This window comes from Microvirgula sp. AG722 (assembly GCF_003269145.1).
GTDB classification, from domain to species: Bacteria; Pseudomonadota; Gammaproteobacteria; order Burkholderiales; family Aquaspirillaceae; genus Microvirgula; species Microvirgula aerodenitrificans.
Genome location: NZ_QLTJ01000005.1, coordinates 1 through 19,189 on the forward strand (window position 1 = coordinate 1; position 19,189 = coordinate 19,189).

The 19,189-nt window shown below is 65.6% G+C and carries 18 protein-coding genes; 12 read left to right on the top strand and 6 right to left on the bottom strand.

What is annotated here, in order from left to right:
* The 7 genes from DFO50_RS19150 to accD all read left to right on the top strand — a co-directional run.
* A partial coding sequence (locus DFO50_RS19150) for a hypothetical protein (RefSeq protein WP_158537426.1) occupies positions 1-362 on the top strand: 362 nt, incomplete at its 5' end.
* 72 nt (positions 363-434) lie between these two features.
* Positions 435-1,067 carry a CbiQ family ECF transporter T component gene (locus DFO50_RS08900; RefSeq protein ID WP_051528768.1) on the top strand — a complete coding sequence of 211 codons (633 nt, stop codon included), beginning with the start codon at positions 435-437 and terminating at the stop codon, positions 1,065-1,067.
* Positions 1,064-1,840: a tRNA pseudouridine(38-40) synthase TruA gene (truA, locus tag DFO50_RS08905; RefSeq protein ID WP_028498889.1), complete on the top strand. Its 777-nt coding sequence runs from the start codon at positions 1,064-1,066 to the stop codon at positions 1,838-1,840. The genes DFO50_RS08900 and truA overlap by 4 nt, the downstream gene beginning before the upstream one ends.
* A gap of 8 nt (positions 1,841-1,848) precedes the next feature.
* Complete coding sequence (locus DFO50_RS08910; RefSeq protein WP_112692364.1) at positions 1,849-2,478, top strand: phosphoribosylanthranilate isomerase; 630 nt, start codon at positions 1,849-1,851, stop codon at positions 2,476-2,478.
* Positions 2,465-3,667 (top strand): tryptophan synthase subunit beta, encoded by a 1,203-nt coding sequence (gene trpB / locus DFO50_RS08915; RefSeq protein WP_028498887.1) that lies wholly within the window; start codon positions 2,465-2,467, stop codon positions 3,665-3,667. Before DFO50_RS08910 ends, trpB begins: the two co-directional genes overlap by 14 nt.
* An 8-nt stretch (positions 3,668-3,675) precedes the next feature.
* Positions 3,676-4,473, top strand: coding sequence for a tryptophan synthase subunit alpha (gene trpA / locus DFO50_RS08920; protein ID WP_028498886.1), 798 nt, complete (start codon positions 3,676-3,678; stop codon positions 4,471-4,473).
* 74 nt (positions 4,474-4,547) lie between these two features.
* Positions 4,548-5,411: an acetyl-CoA carboxylase, carboxyltransferase subunit beta gene (gene accD / locus DFO50_RS08925; protein ID WP_028498885.1), complete on the top strand. Its 864-nt coding sequence runs from the start codon at positions 4,548-4,550 to the stop codon at positions 5,409-5,411.
* A gap of 70 nt (positions 5,412-5,481) precedes the next feature.
* On the opposite strand, the gene DFO50_RS18840 is transcribed toward accD, so the two are convergent.
* A complete protein-coding gene (locus tag DFO50_RS18840) occupies positions 5,482-6,408 on the bottom strand; it encodes a LysR family transcriptional regulator (RefSeq protein ID WP_158537427.1) in 927 nt (308 codons plus the stop codon).
* A 90-nt stretch (positions 6,409-6,498) separates the two neighbouring features.
* Here DFO50_RS18840 and DFO50_RS08940 point away from each other — a divergent pair, with 90 nt between their 5' ends.
* Positions 6,499-7,983, top strand: coding sequence for an MFS transporter (locus tag DFO50_RS08940; protein ID WP_112692366.1), 1,485 nt, complete (start codon positions 6,499-6,501; stop codon positions 7,981-7,983).
* A 1-nt stretch (position 7,984) separates the two neighbouring features.
* Here the strand turns inward: DFO50_RS08940 and DFO50_RS08945 are convergent, their stop codons facing one another.
* Both DFO50_RS08945 and DFO50_RS08950 read right to left on the bottom strand, forming a co-directional pair.
* The gene (locus DFO50_RS08945) at positions 7,985-8,956 is read right to left on the bottom strand and encodes an SPFH domain-containing protein (protein WP_028498884.1); all 972 of its coding nucleotides are present in this window, start codon (positions 8,954-8,956) and stop codon (positions 7,985-7,987) included.
* Between the two features lie 12 nt (positions 8,957-8,968).
* A complete protein-coding gene (locus tag DFO50_RS08950; protein ID WP_112692367.1) occupies positions 8,969-9,151 on the bottom strand; it encodes an NfeD family protein in 183 nt (60 codons plus the stop codon).
* 31 nt (positions 9,152-9,182) lie between these two features.
* On the opposite strand from DFO50_RS08950, the gene DFO50_RS08955 reads away from it, so the two are divergent.
* The gene (locus DFO50_RS08955; protein ID WP_112692368.1) at positions 9,183-9,365 is read left to right on the top strand and encodes a hypothetical protein; all 183 of its coding nucleotides are present in this window, start codon (positions 9,183-9,185) and stop codon (positions 9,363-9,365) included.
* Positions 9,366-9,412: 47 nt separating this feature from the next.
* Here the strand turns inward: DFO50_RS08955 and DFO50_RS08960 are convergent, their stop codons facing one another.
* On the bottom strand, positions 9,413-10,588 hold the full coding sequence (locus DFO50_RS08960) for an NnrS family protein (RefSeq protein WP_233495226.1): 1,176 nt from the start codon (positions 10,586-10,588) through the stop codon (positions 9,413-9,415).
* Between the two features lie 346 nt (positions 10,589-10,934).
* Here DFO50_RS08960 and DFO50_RS08965 point away from each other — a divergent pair, with 346 nt between their 5' ends.
* Both DFO50_RS08965 and DFO50_RS08970 read left to right on the top strand, forming a co-directional pair.
* A complete protein-coding gene (locus DFO50_RS08965) occupies positions 10,935-11,621 on the top strand; it encodes a Crp/Fnr family transcriptional regulator (protein WP_028498882.1) in 687 nt (228 codons plus the stop codon).
* 100 nt (positions 11,622-11,721) lie between these two features.
* The gene (locus DFO50_RS08970; protein ID WP_112692369.1) at positions 11,722-13,611 is read left to right on the top strand and encodes a diguanylate cyclase; all 1,890 of its coding nucleotides are present in this window, start codon (positions 11,722-11,724) and stop codon (positions 13,609-13,611) included.
* A 138-nt stretch (positions 13,612-13,749) separates the two neighbouring features.
* Here the strand turns inward: DFO50_RS08970 and DFO50_RS08975 are convergent, their stop codons facing one another.
* Complete coding sequence (locus tag DFO50_RS08975) at positions 13,750-13,896, bottom strand: DUF3149 domain-containing protein (RefSeq protein WP_084299955.1); 147 nt, start codon at positions 13,894-13,896, stop codon at positions 13,750-13,752.
* A 566-nt stretch (positions 13,897-14,462) separates the two neighbouring features.
* On the opposite strand from DFO50_RS08975, the gene speA reads away from it, so the two are divergent.
* Entirely contained in the window at positions 14,463-16,349 is a 1,887-nt protein-coding gene (gene speA / locus DFO50_RS08980) for an arginine decarboxylase (protein WP_028498880.1), read from the top strand.
* Between the two features lie 162 nt (positions 16,350-16,511).
* Here the strand turns inward: speA and alaS are convergent, their stop codons facing one another.
* Positions 16,512-19,145, bottom strand: a complete 2,634-nt coding sequence (gene alaS / locus DFO50_RS08985; protein ID WP_028498879.1) for an alanine--tRNA ligase — start codon at positions 19,143-19,145, stop codon at positions 16,512-16,514.
* Positions 19,146-19,189: the final 44 nt, after the last annotated feature.

A 19,189-nucleotide genomic window follows, 5' to 3' on the forward strand; every position in this document is an offset into this window, starting at 1 on the left:
CCGGCGTCTATGCGCTGCGACTGTCGGCGGCCCGTGCCAGCGCGGTGGAGGGGGTGTTCGGGCTGCGGGTCCGGCATGAGGCGGTCGATGCGCGGCACGGCCGCGGCTGGCGGGTCGACGCCGAACTGCTGGGGCGGCCAGTGCTGTACCGGCAGGCCGCCGCCCGGCAGGCCCGCTTCGCCAGCCTGCCGGGTGGCGGGCGGTTCACCCTGCCGGCGGACCGGGCACGCTTTGGTTACGGCGGGCGGTTGAGTCTCGGCTTCCATGGCAGGGACAGCCGCCTCGATCTTGGCGCCCATATCGGTCGGGATGCGGTCAGCGGCGACCATGGTGTGACCGCGCGTTATCAGCGGGTGTTCTGAAAACGGGGGGGACGCCAGCCCGGTGTGGCGGGCATGTTACGATGCGAGCTGCATTTCCCTGACTTTGCCCTTATGGCCCGACTGTTCTGCCGACTGCACCCCGCGACGCGTTTCCTGCTGTGGCTCGCGGTAGCCCTGCTGTTGCCGGCCCTGCCGCTGGCAGGGCTGGGTGCGCTGGCGGCGCTTGGCGTCGCCATCCTGCTGGCCCTGTCGCCGACCGTGCTGGCTTCGACGCTGCGGCGTACCCGCTTGCTGCTGCTGACCCTGATGGTGGCGTTCGCCTGGACCGTGCCCGGCGACCCGGTGCTGGGCATGAGCTGGTCGCCGACCTGGCAGGGTCTGGAAGTTGGCGGCGAGCATGCGCTGCGACTGCTGGTGCTGGTCTGCCTGATTCGCGTGGTGTTGTTCCTGACGCCGGATACGGCGCAACTGGCCGGTCTGTACACGCTGATGATTCCGCTGCGCCGGCTGCGGCTGGATCCGGAGCGGATGGCGACGCTGCTGTGGCTGGCGCTGGATGAGGCCCGGCAGTGGCTGGACCGGCGGCGGGTTGCGCTGGCCGATGTCTGGGCGGCACTGGCGGCCGATGCGCCGGTGCCGGCCGATGCGTGTGGAATGACGCTACAATGTCCGCGTTTTCAACCTGTGGACGGTGTGGTTCTGGCGCTTGCCGCGCTCGGGGTCATGCTGGTATGGATCGCATGAGGATTGCCCTCGGGCTCGAATACGACGGACGTCATTTCTGCGGCTGGCAGACCCAGCCGGACGGGCGGACCGTGCAGGATGCACTGGAGGCGGCGCTGACGGAGATCGCCAGCCATCCGGTCAAGGTGCTGGCCGCCGGCCGGACCGATGCCGGCGTGCACGCGGCCGAACAGGTAGTGCATTTCGACACGCAGGCGAGCCGTCCGGCCACAGCCTGGGTGCGCGGCGTGAACCGTTTCCTGCCGCCCGGCGTCGCCGTGCTGTGGGCGCATGAGGTCAGCGACGACTTCCATGCCCGTTTCTCGGCGTCTGCCCGCTCGTACAGCTATTACCTGCTCAATCACCCGGTACGCCCGGGACTGGCAGCCGGCCGGGCCGGCTGGTTCCACTCGCCGCTCGATGTCGACGCCATGCGCGATGCCGCGCAACGCCTGCTCGGCACGCATGATTTTTCCAGCTTTCGCGCGGCCGAATGCCAGGCGCGCACGCCGGTCAAGTCGCTGGCCCGCTTCGATATCCATCAGCATGGCGACCTGATCCGTTTCGATCTCAATGCCGATGCGTTCCTGCACCACATGGTGCGCAATCTGGTCGGGGCGCTGGTCTATGTCGGCAAGGGGGCTTACCCGCCGGCGTGGATCGAGGCGCTGCTGGCCGAGCGTGACCGTCGCCGCGCGCCGCCGACCTTCATGCCGGACGGGCTGTACCTGACCGGCGTGACCTATCCACCGCATTTCGGGCTGCCGCAGACCGGCGGCCGGATCTTTTTCTGAAAGTCGCCATGATCGAGACGCCCCGCATCAAGGTGTGCGGCCTGACCCGGGAGCAGGATGCCCATGACTGCGCGCGGCTCGGCGTCGATGCCATCGGCCTGGTGTTCTACCCGGACAGCCCGCGGCATGTGACACTGGAGCAGGCCCGGGCCGTGGTTGCGGCGCTGCCGCCGTTCGTCAGCGTGGTCGCGCTGTTCGTCGACCCGGCGCCGGCGCAGGTTGAAGCGGTGCTGGCCGCCGTGCCGGTGGACATGCTGCAGTTTCATGGTGACGAATCGCCGGACTTCTGCCGCGCGTTTCAGCGTCCGTACCTGAAAGCGGTACGCGTGCGGCCGGGGCTCGATTTGCTAGACTATGCCGGCCGCCATGCCGGCGCCCGCGGTCTGCTGTGCGACGCTTTTGTCCCCGGCCAGGCCGGCGGCACCGGCGCGACCTTCGACTGGCGTCTGCTGCCGCCAGCGCTGCCATTGCCACTGATCCTGTCCGGTGGACTGGACCCGGAAAACGTGACCGACGCCATCCGCCGTGTGCGGCCGGCGGCGGTCGATGTCTCGAGCGGCGTCGAAGCCGCCAAGGGAATCAAGGACGCCGCGAAAATCGCGGCATTCATCTCAGGAGTTCACGATGCATCCGTATGACATGCCCGATGCCCAGGGCCACTTCGGCCGGCACGGAGGGGTATTCGTCGCCGAGACGCTGATGTCCGCGCTCGACGAACTCAAGGCAGAGTACGAAAAGGCCAGGAACGATCCCGCGTTCATGGAAGAGTACCGCTACGAGCTGAAGCACTACGTCGGCCGGCCGAGTCCGATCTACTTTGCCAGCCGCCTGTCCGAGGCTGCCGGCGGCGCGCGGATCTTCCTCAAGCGCGAGGATCTGAACCATACCGGCGCGCACAAGGTCAACAACACCATCGGCCAGGCGCTGCTGGCCCGGCGCATGGGCAAGAAGCGGGTGATCGCCGAGACCGGTGCCGGCCAGCATGGCGTTGCCTCGGCGACGGTGGCGGCACGCTACGGCATGGAGTGCGTGGTCTACATGGGCGCCGAGGATGTCAAGCGCCAGGCGCCGAACGTGTTCCGCATGAAGCTGCTCGGCGCCACCGTGGTGCCGGTCGAATCCGGCTCGCGGACGCTGAAGGACGCGATGAACGAGGCGATGCGCGACTGGGTTGCCAATATCGACAGCACCTATTACATCATCGGCACCTGCGCCGGCCCGCACCCGTACCCGATGCTGGTGCGCGATTTCCAGAAGGTGATCGGCGAGGAAGCCCGGATCCAGATGCCGCAGATGACCGGCGGGCAGCCGGATGCGGTGGTGGCCTGCGTCGGTGGCGGCTCGAACGCGATCGGGCTGTTCTACCCGTATATCGACGAACCGGGCGTGCGCATCATCGGTGTCGAGGCGGCTGGCGACGGCATCGCCACCGGCCGGCATGCCGCGCCGCTGACGGCCAATGCGCCGGTTGGCGTGCTGCACGGCAACCGCACCTACCTGATGCAGGACGAGAATGGCCAGATCGCCGAGACCCACTCGGTGTCGGCCGGCCTCGACTATCCCGGCGTCGGCCCGGAGCATGCGTACCTGAAGGATATCGGCCGTGCCGAGTATGTTGCCGTATCCGATGACGAGGCGCTGGAAGCGTTCCATGCGCTGTGCCGGCTGGAAGGCATCATTCCGGCACTGGAGTCGAGCCATGCCGTCGCCTACGCGATGAAGCTTGCCGCCGGCATGAGCGCGGAGCAGAGCATCCTGGTGTCGCTGTCCGGTCGTGGCGACAAGGACATCAATACCGTGGCGGGTCTCGCCGGCATCGAATTGTGAGCACAGCTATGAATCGTATCGACACCCGGCTGGCCGCCGTGGCCCGCGATGGCAAGAAGGCCCTGATTCCGTTCATTACCGCCGGTGACCCGACCCCGTCGGCCACCGTCGGCCTGATGCATGCGCTGGTGCGCGGCGGCGCCGATGTCATCGAACTCGGCATCCCGTTTTCCGACCCGATGGCCGATGGCCCGGTGATCCAGCTCGCCAGCGAGAGGGCGCTGGCGCATGGCGTCAGCCTGCGCACCGTACTTGGCCTGGTCGCGGATTTCCGTCGCGACGACAGCACCACGCCGGTCGTGCTGATGGGCTACCTGAACCCGATCGAGGCAATGGGCTACGAGGCCTTCGCCACGGCGGCCGCGGCCGCTGGTGTCGATGGCGTGCTGACCGTCGACTGCCCGCCGGAAGAAAGCGCCGAATACGCCGGGGTGCTGAAGGCCGCCGGTCTGGCGACGGTGTTCCTGATTGCGCCGACCACGCCGCTGAACCGGGTCGAGGCCGTCGGGGCGCTGGCCAGCGGCTATGTGTACTACGTGTCGCTGAAGGGCGTGACCGGTGCTGCCACGCTGGACCCGGCCGAGGTGTCGGCCCGCGTCACGGCGCTGAGACAGTACATCAAGCTGCCGATCGGGGTCGGGTTCGGCATTCGCGATGGCGAAACGGCGCGCCGCATCGGCGCGGTGGCCGACGCGGTGGTGATCGGTTCGCGGCTGGTGCAGGAGATCGAGGCCGCCGGCCCGGCTGCTGCGCCCGCCCGGCTGGAAGCGCTGCTGCGCGAGATCCGTACCGCGCTGGACGCCTGATCCGGCGATCGATGTCTGACAATTTTGCGCCCGCGAGGTAAACTCGCGGGTTTGCTGCATTCCACGGAGTTGCCATGAGCTGGTTGAACAAGCTCCTGCCGCCGAAGATCAAGAAGGACAACAAGCGACCGTCGGGCGTGCCCGAAGGGTTGTGGGCCAAATGCGTTGCCTGCGAGGCGGTGCTGTACCACACGGACCTGGAGAACAATCTCCATGTATGTCCGAAGTGTGGGCACCATCACCCGCTGAATGCGCGTGCGCGGCTGGATGTCCTGCTTGATGCCGAAGGGCGGGCCGAGATTGGTGCGGAAGTCCGCCCGGTCGACATCCTGAAATTCAAGGACAGCAAGAAATACCCGGACCGGCTGGTTGCCGCCCACGAGCAGACCGGCGAAGACGACGCCATGGTGGTCATGCAGGGCGCGATCCTCAGCCTGCCGGTGGTCGTGGCCGCCTTCGAGTTCAAGTTTATCGGTGGCTCGATGGGGTCGGTGGTCGGCGAGCGCTTCGTGCGCGGCGTGCGTGCCGCCGTCGAGGCCGACTGCCCGTTCATATGCGTGGCGGCCTCCGGTGGCGCGCGGATGCAGGAAGGCCTGAGTTCGCTGATGCAGATGGCCAAGACCAGTGCTGCGCTGCAACTGCTGACCGACCGCAAGCTGCCGTTCATCTCCATTCTGACCGACCCGACCATGGGCGGCGTCTCGGCCAGCTTCGCCTTCCTCGGCGACGTGGTGATTGGCGAACCGGGTGCGCTGATCGGCTTTGCCGGTCCGCGGGTTATCGAACAGACCGTACGCGAAACGCTGCCGGAAGGCTTCCAGCGTGCCGAGTTCCTGCTGGAGAAGGGCGCGCTCGACCAGATCATCGACCGGCGCGAGATGCGCGAGAAGGTGGCCGGCATGCTGACGCTGCTGATGCGGCAACCCGCCGCCGTCTGAGTCCGCGCCCGTCCGCCGACGGCCCGTCGTCCCCTCCGTTTGCCCGGGAGGGGCGGCGGGCCGTCTGTTTTTACCCGACCGGGTGCGGTGCCACACTGTCGGGGGCGCTGCGCCCCAGCTCCTCTGCCACCGCATCGAGAAAGACCCGGACCTTGGCCGGCATCAGCCGCCGGCCCGGCAGCAGCGCATACACGCGCAGCGGCAACGGCGGGTAATCGGGCAGGAGGGGGACAATTTCGCCGCGTTTCACCGCCTCGCTGCAGTAACTGTCCGACAGCAGGCCGATGCCGAGACCGGCGATCACGCCCTGCAGCAGCAGGCTGACGTTGTAGGCGCGCAGCCGGCCGCGAGGCTGGATGGTGACAATCTGGCCATCCGGCGCGCACAGCTGCCACTCCGGCTCGGCCGGGCTCATCAGACAGGGCAGGGTTGCCAGCTCGCCCGGGTGGACCAGCGTCTCCAGCCGCAACTGGTCGCGCAGGGCCGGCGAAGCGTACAGCCGGCGTGGCACGTCGTAGATGCGCCGTGCAATCTGGCCGGAATCGGGCAGTGGCGCCGCCTGCAGCCGGAACACGATATCGAAATCCTCGGCTCGCGGATCATGATGACGCGAAGTCAGCTCGACCTGGGCTTCCAGCGCCGGATGCTGCGCCAGCACCCGGTTGACGACAGTACCCAGCCGCAGAATGCCGAGTTCATACGGTGAGGCGATCTTCAGCAGCCCCCGCGGTGCTTCGTTGTGGGCCATCGACAGCTCGAGCACGTTTTCCAGCCGCTGCAGCAGCGGGGCACTTTGTGTCCACAGCTGTTCACCCGCTTCGGTCAGGCGCAGATGCCGGGTGCTGCGCTCGAACAGGCGGTTGCCCAGCGCGGCCTCCAGCCGTGTCACGGCGCGGCTGACACTGGATTTCGGCATGCCCAGCCGGCCGGCCGCAGCGGTAAAGCTGGCCGCTTCGGCCACGGCGACAAACAGGTTCAGGTCGTCAAGACAGTTCATTGTTCCAATATAGCAACAATCTAACTCGTTTTTCCCGATTATTGTCGCGAAAATATCTCTTATGCTGGCCTCTCCCAAGAGATTGCCTGCATGCCCAGATATCGTTTCCTGCACCGTCGGCGCTACATCGGTCTGCTGGCCGGCCTGATCACCTGTGTGGATTTCATGTCCACCGCCAGCGTGGTGACCGCCAGCGCCCATATCCGGGGTGGCCTGCATGCCGCGCCCGAAGATTTCCTGTGGTTGCTGAGTGCCTATGCCGCATCCGGCACTACCATGATCCTGCTGCTGGAACGCTTTACCCGGCTCATGCGCTTCCGCACCCTGTTGACGGGCTGTCTGGCGGTGTTCATCGCCGGCGCGCTGCTGTCGTCCGTGAGTACCTCGTTCGGCATGCTGGTGCTGGCGCGGGTCATTCAGGGCATCGGTGGCGGACCGCTGTTCAGCGGCTCGCGCATCATGCTGCAGCAGGTTCTGCGGCCCGAGCAGCGGGGCAGGCAGCTGCGACTCTTCATGCTCGGTCTGTTCGGCTGCATGGCGCTGGTGCCGTGGCTGACCGGCGTGCTGGTGCAGGCCTGCAACTGGCAGGCGGTGTTCGTCATGCAGGCGACCTTCGGCACGCTGGTCCTGCTGCTGTGCTGGCGCCTGCTGCCGAAGGAAGCACACCTGCCGCGTGCCGCCGGCAATATCGACTGGCTGGCCCTGCTGGCGCTGAGCCTGGGCGTACTGTTGCTGCTGCACACGGTCCAGGACTACCGCTATACCCGGCTGTCACCGACCCTGGTGCTGACCGGTTCGGCCGCGCTGCTGCTGCTGATCTATGTCGGCCGGCACCTGCTGGTGCATGACGACCCGTGGCTGCACGTCAGGCGGGTGGTCAGCCGCCGCTACCTGGCCGGGCTCGGCTTCTACGCGTTCTACTATCTGCTGAATGGCGCCATTTCCTTCCTGGCGCCGCAGTACCTGCAGGCCGGAGAAGGATTCAATATCGCCACGACCGGGTTGATCCTCAGTACCAGCGGGGTGTGCACGGCGCTGGCACTGCCGGTCTACTACCGCCTGGCACCATGGATGACGGACCGGCGCAAGGTCATTGCCGCCGGTTTTGCGCTGTGCGCGCTGACGCTGGTCTGGCTGTCGGCCTCGGCGACCGGCGCAACGCCGGCCGATGCGCTGTTTCCCGTGTTTGCCCTGAAGGGCCTGTTTCCGCTGCTGACGGTGATCCAGGTCGCCGGGCTGACCTTTCGTGAAATCCCGCATCAGGATTTCATCCACGCCTACGCGTTCAAGAATGTCATGCGCCAGATTGCGATCACGGTCGGTTCCGGCATCGGCAATCTGTTCTGGCTGGATGCGCTGGCCAGCAACCACACTTCACTGGTGGCGAAGCTGGACGGTTTCAATCCGCTGATGGTCGAGGGGGGATACGTCGATTCGGCCGCCAGCCTGGCCGGGCTGGCCGGCATGGTGGAACGGCAGGCGGTACTGCTCAGCGCCGACCAGGTATTCATCTGGCTGGCGCTGCTGTGCGGGGTCGGGCTGGTGGCGGTGCTGTGGCAGAAGACGCTGCGTTAGCCTAGCGGTTGCCGGACGTCGGCGCTGCGCTGACCTGCTGGGTCTGCTTCAGCATCGACAGCGCGGTACCGACCATGCCGGCCACATCGGCTGCATTGGCCGGCAGCAGCATGGTGTTGCTGGTCTTGGCCAGCTTGCCGAATGCTTCGATGTACTGCTCGGCGACCTTCAGGTTCACGGCATCATTGCCGCCCTGTTTCTGGATGGCGGCGGCAACCAGACTGATGGCCTGGGCATTGGCATCGGCGACCAGACGCAGTGCAGCGGCTTCGCCCTCGGCGCGATTGATGGCTGCCTGCTTTTCGCCGGTCGACTGGTTGATCAGCGACTGCTGCTCGCCCTCGGATTTCTTGATCGCAGCTTCGCGCTGACCGGTAGCGATATTGATCTGCTCGATCTTCAGGCCTTCACTCTGGGCGATGCGGGCGCGCTTTTCGCGCTCGGCGGTGATCTGCTGCTGCATCGAGTGCAGGATCTCCTGCGGCGGCACCAGATCCTTGATCTCGTAGCGCAGGACCTTGACGCCCCAGGTGAACGCGGCTTCGTCGAGAGCGGCGACCACGGCGCGGTTGATCTCGTCGCGCTCCTCGAAGGTCTTGTCCAGCTCCATGCGGCCGATTACCGAACGCAGTGTGGTCTGGGCGAGCTGGGTAATGGCGATGATGTAATTGCTGGAACCGTATGACGCACGGTGCGGGTCGGTCACCTGGAAGTACAGAATGCCGTCGACGGTCAGCTGGGTATTGTCGCGGGTAATGCAGACCTGGCTCGGGACATCGAGCGGGACTTCCTTCAGGCTGTGGCGATAGGCGAGGCGGTCGACGAACGGAATGATCAGGTTCAGGCCCGGCGACAGCGTGGCGTGATAGCGGCCGAGCCGCTCGATGACGAAGGCGCTTTGCTGCGGCACGATGCGGATGCCGCGGGAAACGAAAATGATGACCAGAACCAGAAAAACGATGGCGGCTTCCATTACCGTCCTTTCTTACGCATTGTCTGCGGTGATTTCGAGGGTATTGCCGTCGAGGCGGGCGACCACGTAGCGTTCGTCCGGATGGCGCGGGCCGATCAGTTCGGCCTCCCATTCCGCGCCGCGGTAGCGGACGCGACACTGGGTCGGGCCGGTCCAGGCCAACAGCTGGACCGGGGCGCCGGCATCGAGGGACATCGGGGGAGAGGATGGGCGCAGACTGCGGCGTTTGCGCCACAGCAGGCTCCAGCCGTGCGGCCTGGACCGCCGCATCAAGGCCGAGAAAGGCCAGCAGGGCGGCGACCGCCAGGCCGACGGCAAGCACCAGCAGAAAGAAACTGCCGGAGAAGAGTTCCATCGCCAGCGCCAACAGCGCGACGACCAGCCACTGCATCCAGGTATCCATGCCTGAAGGATAACACGTGGTCCGCCGGACGCCGCCTGCGGGCGGCAGGCCCCTTATCCCGGCTGACCGTCGGCGCGGCGTTTCAGGTAGATCGGAACCACTTTCCAGGCCCACACGGCCAGTACCAGCAGCCAGCCGATCGCCGCCGCCATCTGCAGCGGGCCGCGTGCCGCCGGCAGGAAATCGGACAGCACGCGGGAAAGGGCGACCAGGTGCATGCCGAGATAGACCAGGATCAGCACCCGGCCGACCTGAAGCGGGCGACCGCTGTGGCCCAGCGTGACGCGGGTGGCGAAGCCCAGCAGCATGGTGGCGAAGAAGCCGGCGGTCATCGCGTGCAGCGGCGCATACCCGCCGACCCAGATGCCGGCCAGCGCCAGCCCGGACTGCAGTGCATACAGGCTGAAGGCGATGGCGCACCAGAGAAAGGCCGCGTGCAGCATGCCGAGCAGTGGCACGCGGAAGGTGCGCCAGACCTGCCAGCGCCAGCATACGTACCACTGCAGCAGCGCGGCGGCGACATCGACCGGGAACGACGTGACGCCGGTCAGCTCGGTCAGTCCGTGCAGCGCACTGCCGGCCAGCATGGCGAACAGCAACCAGCGTGGCCGCCAGACCGTGTAGGGCTGCAGCACATTGCCGGTAAAGAACGGCACCATCCGGTGACAGACGGTCAGGAACACCGGCAGCAGGAACCCCCACAGCGCCAGGCTGCGGGTGGCAAGCCACAGGCGCGCATCACCGGCCGCGATCCAGGCCAGCCCGCACAGCAGGCCGATCACGCCGAGCACGAATGCGCACAGCACCATCCAGGCATGCAGCCGGTCCGGCGCGCGACTGGCGCGAATCCGGTCGAACCAGATCAGGGTCAGGCCGGCAAAACCCAGGGTATACAGCGCCATCCCGGCCAGTACGACCGGTGCGGACAGCCGGGTGCCGGCCAGCACGGTCAGCAGACCGGCCGCCATCAGCGCGACCACGGCCAGCCAGCGCGGCGGCCGCGGCGGCGGTACCGCCAGCCATTTGGGGCCCGCGGTCAGGATGAAGCCGGACATGAAGAACGGAAAGATCCCATACAGCATCAGCCAGCCGTGCGCCTGGCTCGGTACCACGCTCAGCGCCGGCGGCGCGGCCGAAAAGTGGACCATCCACCACCAGGCCATCGTGGCGATGGCTGCGAGCGCGCCGCAGAGGAACAGGGAACGGTGGGGGGCGGAGAACAGGGCCATGACGGATACCGGATTGAAGGTGGGAAAGTGTCGGTTGCCGGTGGATTGTGCGTCATTGACGTGGATCAAGGCCATCGGCAAGCTGTCCCCATGGCCGACGGGGGGCACCGGCTTCTCCGGTATGGGCCAGCGGGCGGGAAACCGACACTTTTTTCCAGTCCTTCCGCCCGCGGGGCGGGGGGCATGCACCGTGGCCCGACACACAGTGTCACGGTCCCGCCGGGGCAGCGTCCTTGAGACGCATCAAGGTAATCCTTCCCGGCTGTCCATAGTCAGGTAGAAGGATTCCTCAACCGGGCCGGAAAGCGGCACAATCGCGGCTGATCGGTTTGTCATGGAGTCCGGAATGTCACAGTTAGATTTGCGCGGCTGCCTGCGTCACCACCCGTTGTTCGGGGCGCTGTCAGAAACCGATATCGGTGGTCTGCTGCCGCACGTGCATGAACTGCGCTATCCGCGTGGCCAGGTGCTGTTCCAGCGAGGCGACGTCTGTGACGGCGTCCATCTGCTGATCACCGGGATGGTCAAATTGTCGGTCACGGCACCGCAGGGCAACGAGAAGATCGTCGAACTGATCCGGCCCGGGCAGAGCTTCGGCGAGGCGGTCATGTTCCTCGATCGCAGCTATCCGGTCATGGCCCAGGCGCTGGAGGATTCCTTCCTGCTGATGGTGGAGAAGCGCGCTATCGTCGGTGCCATCGAGGCCGACCCGCGTTTTGCCCGCTCGATGCTGGCCGGGCTGTCGACCCGGCTGCACGGGCTGATTCGCGATGTGGAGTCGTATTCGATGCAGAATGCGGTTCAGCGCGTGATCGCCTTCCTGCTGCAATGCGTGGCCGACGAGGATACCCAGGGCTATTGCGTGGTGCTGCCGGTCAACAAGAACCTGATCGCGTCGCGGCTGAACCTGACCCCGGAAACCTTGTCACGCACGCTGCACCAGCTGGTCACCCAGCAACTGATCAGCGTCAACGGGCGCGAAATCGAAATTCTCGACAGCGAGCGGCTGAGTCAGCTGCTGCAACCGGCATAATCCATGTCATCCGGTAGAAATTATGCTTCATGAGTTAGGGCGCGGCATGAAGTTGCGATTACAATCGCGGGTCTAAAATGACCTACCGGATCTTTTCCCCTTGCCTCGTCCCCGCCGTCGCCGTCTTCGCTCGCCCGGTCTGATCGGGGAGTCGGCCGCCTTCTCCAGCATTGTTCCGCTGCTGGCCCTGCTGTTCGGCGTATTGCTGTGCGGTTTCCAGGCCATCGAGCTCTACCAGTCTCGGCATGATGAAGTCAGCCGGGCGGAAGCCAGTGCCGGCAATCTGCGCCGTCTGCTCGAATCGCGCCTGGTCGGCATGTTCCGGGAAGTGGAACTGGTGCTGATCGCCGTCGAGGGCGGGGTCAATACGCGCTGGGTCGAGCACTTGTCGGCCCGGGACCCGGCCGACCGGGCCAGGCTGGAACAGGTGCTGCGCTATTACAGCGGCCGTCTGCCGCAGGCCGGTCAGGTCGGCGTGGTCAGCCCGGATGGACGGCTGCTGGCGCTCGACCATTACGGCAAGGCCTGGACGGCGGACGTGTCCGACCGCGACTACCTGCGCATCATGCGCGATGACCCGTCGATCAAGGTGTATTACTCGCGGCCCATGTACAGCCGGATCGACAAGCGGCATGTCGTGACCATCGTCCGCCGGATCCATACTGCCGACGGCCACTTTGCCGGTCTGCTGCTCAGCGATGTCGGCATCAGCTATATCGAGGACATGCTGTCGGGCACCGATTACGGCCCGCATGGTGTCGTGGCGCTGCGCGACACGGCGCTGGATGTTGTGGCCCGTTATCCGGCTGCGCGGGTCCCGGGGACGCCGGGCAACCATCCGATGGCCGAGCAGATGGCTACCGGTCAGCCCGGCGGGGTGGTCCGCTTCCGCTCGATCAATGATGGCGAAATGCGCCTGTACAGCTGGGGCTGGCTGCCGGGCATGCCCTATGTGCTGGCGGTCGGCCTGTCCGAACGCGACTATCTGACCGACTGGCATGGACGCATCCTGGTGGCCGGTGCCGCCGGGGCGATCCTGGCCGTACTCGGTTCGGGGATTTTCCTGCTGTACCGCCGCGACCGCCGCCGGCATGCGGCCCTGCTCGAGCACCAGAAGCGGCTGCGCGCCAGCGAGGCCCGCTTCCGCCGCCTGGTCAATGCGATGCCGACACCGGTTATCGTCACCCGGCCGGACGCGCGCCGGGTGCTGTTCGCCAACCCGCCATCGGCGGAACTGCTGGCCCCCGGTGATGACGATCCGGATCAGCGCCAGTTGCGGCTGGATGAGGTCGAGCGGGTCTGGCTGGTGGAGAAGGTCGACGAGGCCGGCGATGTGTCCGGCCGGGAAATGCCGCTGGTGCGACCTGACGGCGAGGCCATGTGGGTACTGGTCTCGGCCAGCGCGATCCTGTTCGACGACGGGCCGGCGCTGCTGATCGGCATCAACGACATTACGGCCCGGCGGGCGCTGGAAGAGCGCCTGCAGGTGCTGGCGACCACCGATACGCTGACCGGCATCGCCAATCGCGGCAGCCTGCTGGAGCGTGGCGAGGGCCTGCTGCAGCTGGCCATGCGCCATCAGCGGCCATTGTCGGTGCTGATGCTCGACATCGATCATTTCAAGCGCATCAATGACAGCCATGGGCACCATATCGGCGACGAGGCCATCCGGGCCACGGTGCGCTGCTGCATCGACACCCTGCGGGCCAGCGACGTGCCGGGGCGGCTTGGCGGCGAGGAATTTGCCATCGTCATGCCGGAAACCGGCCTGACCGATGCGGTGCTGGTGGCCGAACGGCTGCGCGTCGCCATCGGCAAGCAGGCGATCTTGCTGGATGGCATTGCGCCGTTGCACCTGACGGTCAGCATCGGCGTGGCCAGCCATGACCCCGCCCGGCCGGAAACCTTTGCCGCCATGCTGATCCGCGCCGACCTGGCGCTGTATGCGGCCAAGAACAACGGCCGCGACCGGGTCGAAGTCGCCGACTGACGGCCGCCGGCATCAACGGCAAACGGCGGCGAGCCCACCGGGTCGCCGCCGTTTCAGACTGTCCATGTCCCCTGTCCACGCAGAACGGCCGCGCGAAACGGGGTTTCCCTGCGGCGGCGCCGGGTCCGGTGCTGCCTGTTACTGCTTTGCGTCTTCCGGCGGCGCTTCGTGCGACTTGCGGATGAAGTAAACGATACAGGTGCAGACGATGCCCAGCGTGATGAGGATGACGAGCAGGCTCAGGATGCCGACATCGGACGAAAAGAGATCAAGCATGAGTTCCATGGCGGAAGCGCTCCTGTGGATGTCCCCGTCGGGGTGACCGGGCTTTGATAGCTATTGTCTGACGAAGTCGGGTAATGACAATTGATTGACGTCAAACCCGGTGGTCTTCCTCCTGTCGTGGTGACAACCCGGCCGACATGCCCGCCATCCCGGAAACCCCTGCACAAAATATCTTAAACACCCCGCGGCGGCGGGTGAGCGGCGTTGCGCCCATGTGGCTGACTATGGACCGTTTTTCTGCTGGGCGAACAAGCGCTTACCTGCTGCTGGTGTTCAATATTTTGACCGTTCGCCTTGACACGGAAAATTAATTCCGCATCGCAAAAACATTGTTGTTAGAATTCGCGCCTTTCCGAACGTCCCCGCAACAAAAGAGTCGCGGCTCCAACGCGATTCTGGGAGGACACGGGGTGTAGCCCGCCCCGTGTTCCCGACAGGCGGCGCCATCCCGCTTGAAGACTCTCTAGGCGCTATTCGGCCCAAAGCCGTGAAACGGAGGACGGGTTTTTTAATCTGGCGTGCATCACCTGAGCACTCGTGCGCCGTGCGTTAAAGGACAACGTTTCATGGCTTGGACTGTCAATGACAGCCGGAATCTCTACGGGATCCGGCACTGGGGAAGTCACTTCTACGACGTGGGGGACAACGGCAGTGTCGTCGTGCGCCCGCACGGCAAGGATGGCCACCCGATCGATCTGCACAAACTGGTTGGCGAATTGCGCGCCAGCGGCCTGCAACTGCCGCTGCTGGTCCGTTTCCCCGACATTCTGGAGCAGCGTGCCCGCCGCATCATCGACGGCTTCGACCAGGCCCGAAAGGACTGGGAATATCCGGCAGGCTACACGCTGCTGTACCCGATCAAGGTCAACCAGCAGGAAGCGGTGATCAAGGCGATCATCGCCGACGAAACGCTGCCGATCGGCCTCGAAGCAGGCTCCAAGCCCGAGCTGATGGCCGTGCTGGCGCTCGCGCATCCGGGCGGCAAGATCACCTGCAATGGCTACAAGGACCGCGAGTTCGTGCGCCTGGCGCTGATCGGGCAGAAACTCGGCCACGAAGTTTTCATCGTGATCGAGAAGGAAATCGAGGTCCAGTATGTGATCGAGGAAGCGCAGAAGCTCGGCGTGGTGCCGAATGTCGGCCTGCGCGTGCGCCTGTCGCAGGGCACCGGCCAGTGGGCCGATACCGGCGGCGACAAGGCCAAGTTCGGCCTGTCCGCCGCACAGCTGCTGACGGTGGCCGACCGCTTTATCGCTGCCGGCCTGAAGGATTCGGTGCGGCTGCTGCACTTCCACATGGGTTCGCAGATTGCGAACATCGCCGACTACCGCCAGGGCTTCCGCGAAGCGCTGCGCTACCTCGGCGAACTGGCGCGCCTCGGCCTGCCGCTCGATCACATGGACGTCGGCGGCGGTCTGGGCGTCGACTATGACGGCACCCACTCGCGCAATGCCAGTTCGGTCAACTACACCATCGGCGAATACGCCGAGACCATTGTGTCGATGACCAAGAACTTCTGCGAAGAGCAGGGCATCCGCTGCCCGCACCTGATGAGCGAGTCCGGCCGTGCGCTGACCGCCCATCACGCGGTGCTGGTGATGAACGTGACCGACGTCGAGCGCCGCAACGACGACATGCCGGACATCAAGTCGCTGGCCGATATCGAAGAGCTGCCGACCGCACTGGAAAAACTGTACGAACTGGCCTCCAGCGAAGACATCCTGACCATGACGGAAACCTATTTCCGTGCCGGCCAGTATGTGTCGACCGTGGCTGACATGTATGTCGAAGGCGTGGCCGGTCTGCGCGAGAAGGCATTTGCCGAACAGTGCTACGCCGCGCTGGGCCGCCGGATCTATCGTGACCTGAACACGCTGCAGCGTGCGCACCGCCCGGTGTTCGACGAACTGAGCGAGAAGCTGGCCGACAAGTACTTCTGCAATTTCTCGGTGTTCCAGTCGCTGCCGGATACCTGGGCCATCGGCCAGTTGCTGCCGATCGCGCCGATCCACCGCCTGACCGAACAGCCGACCCGTCGCGCCGTGCTGCAGGATCTGACCTGCGACTCCGACGGCAAGGTCACGCAGTATGTCGACCAGCAGTCGATCGAATCGACCATGCCGGTGCATGAAGTGAAGGCGGGCGACGACTACCTGCTGGGCGTGTTCCTGGTCGGTGCCTACCAGGAGATTCTCGGCGACATGCACAACCTGTTCGGTGATACCGACAGCGTGAACGTCTATGCCGATGACGCCGGCCGCATCAACTGGGGCGGGATTGAGGAGCACGACACCATCGAGGACATGCTGCGTTACGTCCACCTGTCGCCGGACGAGCTGATGCGCCGCTACCACGACAAGCTGGCCGGTGCGCCGCTCAGCGATGCCGAGCGCGGCGAGTACCTTGGCGCCTTCCGCCACGGGCTGACCCAGTCGTCGTACCTGATGGTGTGACAGGACGCCTGACCGGCCGTTGCGGCCGGACATGACAGCGGCGCCGGGGGAAACCCTGGCGCCGTTTTTCATTGCCGGACAGAATCTCCGGCAGCAGAAGCAGGGGAAAAAAAGGCGGCGGGGTACGATACCCCGTCGCCTTTTTCCTGCTTTGCCGGCGGCTTACAGCCTGGTGGCGACCCAGCCCTGCACGCTGGCCAGTGCGCCGGCCAGCTTGCCCGGTTCGGTGCCGCCGGCCATGGCCGTATCCGGCTTGCCGCCCCCCTTGCCGCCGACCTGGGCGGCAACGTGGTTGACCAGTTCGCCGGCCTTGACCTTGCCGGTCAGGTTGGCGGTCACGCCGGCGGCCAGCTGCACCTTGCCGTCGCTGTGGCTGCCAAGCACGATGATGGCGCTGCCGAGCTTGTCCTTCAGTGTCTGCAGCGTGTCGCGCAGCGTGGCGACATCGGCGCCGTCGAGTTCGACTGCCAGCACCTTGACGCCGGCCACGTCGACCGCACCGGCCGCCAGTTCGTCACCGGCGCTGGCCGCCAGCTTGCCCTTCAGCCGGCCGACTTCCTTCTCCAGCGTGCGGACATGGTCCTGCAGGCCGGCGATCTTGCTGACCACTTCCTCATGGCTTTGTGCCTTCAGCGCGGCGCTGGCCTGTTGCACCAGTGCGTCCTGCGCCTGGATGTAGCGCAGCGCACCTTCGCCGGTGAAGGCCTCGATGCGGCGGATGCCGGCGGCGACGCCGGATTCGGCCACGATCTTGAACAGGCCGATATCGCCGGTGCGCTTGACGTGGGTACCGCCGCACAGCTCGGTCGAGAAGTCGCCCATTTTCAGTACCCGGACCACATCGCCGTACTTCTCGCCAAACAGTGCCATGGCACCGGTCTTCAGCGCTTCGTCGTGCGGCATCAGCGTCGCGGTCACTTCGTAGTTGGCCGCGATGACATGATTGACCACGCGTTCGATCTCGGCGATTTCCGCTGCCGTGACCGGCTGGCCGTGCGAGAAGTCGAAGCGGGTACGTTCGGCATTGACCAGCGAACCCTTCTGGGCGACATGCTTGCCCAGCACTTCGTGCAGGGCGGCATGCATCAGGTGGGTCGCCGAGTGGTTGCGCTGGGTGGCGAGGCGCACGTGCAGGTCGATGGTCGCCGTCACGCTGTCGCCGACCTTCAGGCCGCCGCGCACCAGCTTGCCGCGGTGACCGAACGAGGTCGCAGTGATCTTGCTGGTTTCGAGCACGTCGAACAGCGCGGCCACGCCGCCGCCGGCCGACAGGGTGCCGACGTCGCCAACCTGGCCACCGCCTTCGGCGTAGAACGGCGTGCGGTCGAGCACGACCACGCCGTCATCGCCGGCCGCCAGGCTGTCAACCGGATGACCGTCCTTGTACAGCGCCAGCACGCGGCCTTCGCTGCTGGACTCGGTATAGCCTTCGAAGCAGGTGTCGGCGCCGTCGTAGTCGAGCTTGCCGCCCATCTTGAACGTGCTGGCCGCCCGCGACTGGGCGCGCTGGGTGTCCATGGCGGCATCGAAGCCGGCCTGGTCGACGCTCAGTCCGCGCTCGCGGCAGATGTCGGCGGTCAGGTCGAGCGGGAAACCGAAGGTATCGTACAGCTGGAAGGCGGTCTTGCCGTCCAGCACCTTGTCGCCATTGGCCAGCGCCTGTTCCAGCAGCGCCATGCCCTTGTCCAGCGTTTCGGCGAACTTGATTTCTTCCTGGCGCAGCGCGTCTTCGATCACGCTCTGCTTCTGGCGCAGTTCCGGATAGGCATCGCCCATCTCGTCGGTCAGGTCCTGCACCAGCTTGTGGAAGAACAGGCCCTTCTGGCCGAGCTTGTAGCCGTGGCGGATGGCACGGCGGATGATGCGGCGCAGCACATAGCCGCGGCCGTCATTGCTCGGCATCACGCCGTCGGCAACCAGGAAGCTGCAGGCGCGGATATGGTCGGCGATGACCTTCAGCGACGGCTCTTCCATGCTGAACGGCACGCCGGTTTCACGGGCGGCGGCATGGATCAGGTTCTGGAACAGGTCGATCTCGTAGTTCGAGTGCACATGCTGCAGCACGGCCGAGATGCGTTCCAGGCCCATGCCGGTGTCGACCGACGGCTTCGGCAGCGGGTTCATGGTGCCGCTTTCATCGCGGTTGAACTGCATGAACACGTTGTTCCAGATCTCGATGAAGCGGTCACCGTCTTCTTCCGGGCTTCCCGGAGGGCCACCCCAGATATCGGCGCCGTGGTCATAGAAAATCTCGGTACACGGGCCGCACGGGCCGGTGTCACCCATCTGCCAGAAGTTGTCCGAGGCGTACGGGGCACCCTTGTTGTCGCCGATGCGGACGATCTTGTCGGCCGGGACGCCGATGTCCTTGTTCCAGATGTCGAACGCTTCGTCATCCGATGCGTACACGGTCACCATCAGCTTGTCCTTCGGCAGATTCAGCCAGTCGGACGAGGTGAGGAATTCCCACGCGTAGTGGATGGCGTCGCGCTTGAAGTAGTCGCCGAAGCTGAAGTTGCCCAGCATTTCGAAGAAAGTGTGGTGACGCGCGGTGTAGCCGACGTTTTCGAGGTCGTTGTGCTTGCCGCCGGCGCGGACACACTTCTGCGACGTGGTGGCGCGGGTGTACGGGCGCTTGTCAAAGCCGAGGAACACGTCCTTGAACTGGTTCATGCCGGCATTGGTGAACAGCAGCGTCGGGTCTTCCCACGGTACCAGCGAACTGGAAGCAACCACCTGGTGACCTTTGCTCGCGAAGAAGTCGAGATACTTCTGACGGATTTCGGAGGCTTTCATGTCTCGTATTCATTTGCAGCGGTTTCAGGACGCTTGTCTCGCAA

Coding starts and splice junctions, on each gene's coding strand:
- DFO50_RS08900 (WP_051528768.1), top strand. CDS start 435: ATGGCCCGACTGTTCTGCCGACTGCACCCCGCGACGCGTTTCCTGCTG.
- truA (WP_028498889.1), top strand. CDS start 1,064: ATGAGGATTGCCCTCGGGCTCGAATACGACGGACGTCATTTCTGCGGC.
- DFO50_RS08910 (WP_112692364.1), top strand. CDS start 1,849: ATGATCGAGACGCCCCGCATCAAGGTGTGCGGCCTGACCCGGGAGCAG.
- trpB (WP_028498887.1), top strand. CDS start 2,465: ATGCATCCGTATGACATGCCCGATGCCCAGGGCCACTTCGGCCGGCAC.
- trpA (WP_028498886.1), top strand. CDS start 3,676: ATGAATCGTATCGACACCCGGCTGGCCGCCGTGGCCCGCGATGGCAAG.
- accD (WP_028498885.1), top strand. CDS start 4,548: ATGAGCTGGTTGAACAAGCTCCTGCCGCCGAAGATCAAGAAGGACAAC.
- DFO50_RS18840 (WP_158537427.1), bottom strand. CDS start 6,408: ATGAACTGTCTTGACGACCTGAACCTGTTTGTCGCCGTGGCCGAAGCG.
- DFO50_RS08940 (WP_112692366.1), top strand. CDS start 6,499: ATGCCCAGATATCGTTTCCTGCACCGTCGGCGCTACATCGGTCTGCTG.
- DFO50_RS08945 (WP_028498884.1), bottom strand. CDS start 8,956: ATGGAAGCCGCCATCGTTTTTCTGGTTCTGGTCATCATTTTCGTTTCC.
- DFO50_RS08950 (WP_112692367.1), bottom strand. CDS start 9,151: ATGTCCCTCGATGCCGGCGCCCCGGTCCAGCTGTTGGCCTGGACCGGC.
- DFO50_RS08960 (WP_233495226.1), bottom strand. CDS start 10,588: ATGGCCCTGTTCTCCGCCCCCCACCGTTCCCTGTTCCTCTGCGGCGCG.
- DFO50_RS08965 (WP_028498882.1), top strand. CDS start 10,935: ATGTCACAGTTAGATTTGCGCGGCTGCCTGCGTCACCACCCGTTGTTC.
- DFO50_RS08975 (WP_084299955.1), bottom strand. CDS start 13,896: ATGGAACTCATGCTTGATCTCTTTTCGTCCGATGTCGGCATCCTGAGC.
- speA (WP_028498880.1), top strand. CDS start 14,463: ATGGCTTGGACTGTCAATGACAGCCGGAATCTCTACGGGATCCGGCAC.
- alaS (WP_028498879.1), bottom strand. CDS start 19,145: ATGAAAGCCTCCGAAATCCGTCAGAAGTATCTCGACTTCTTCGCGAGC.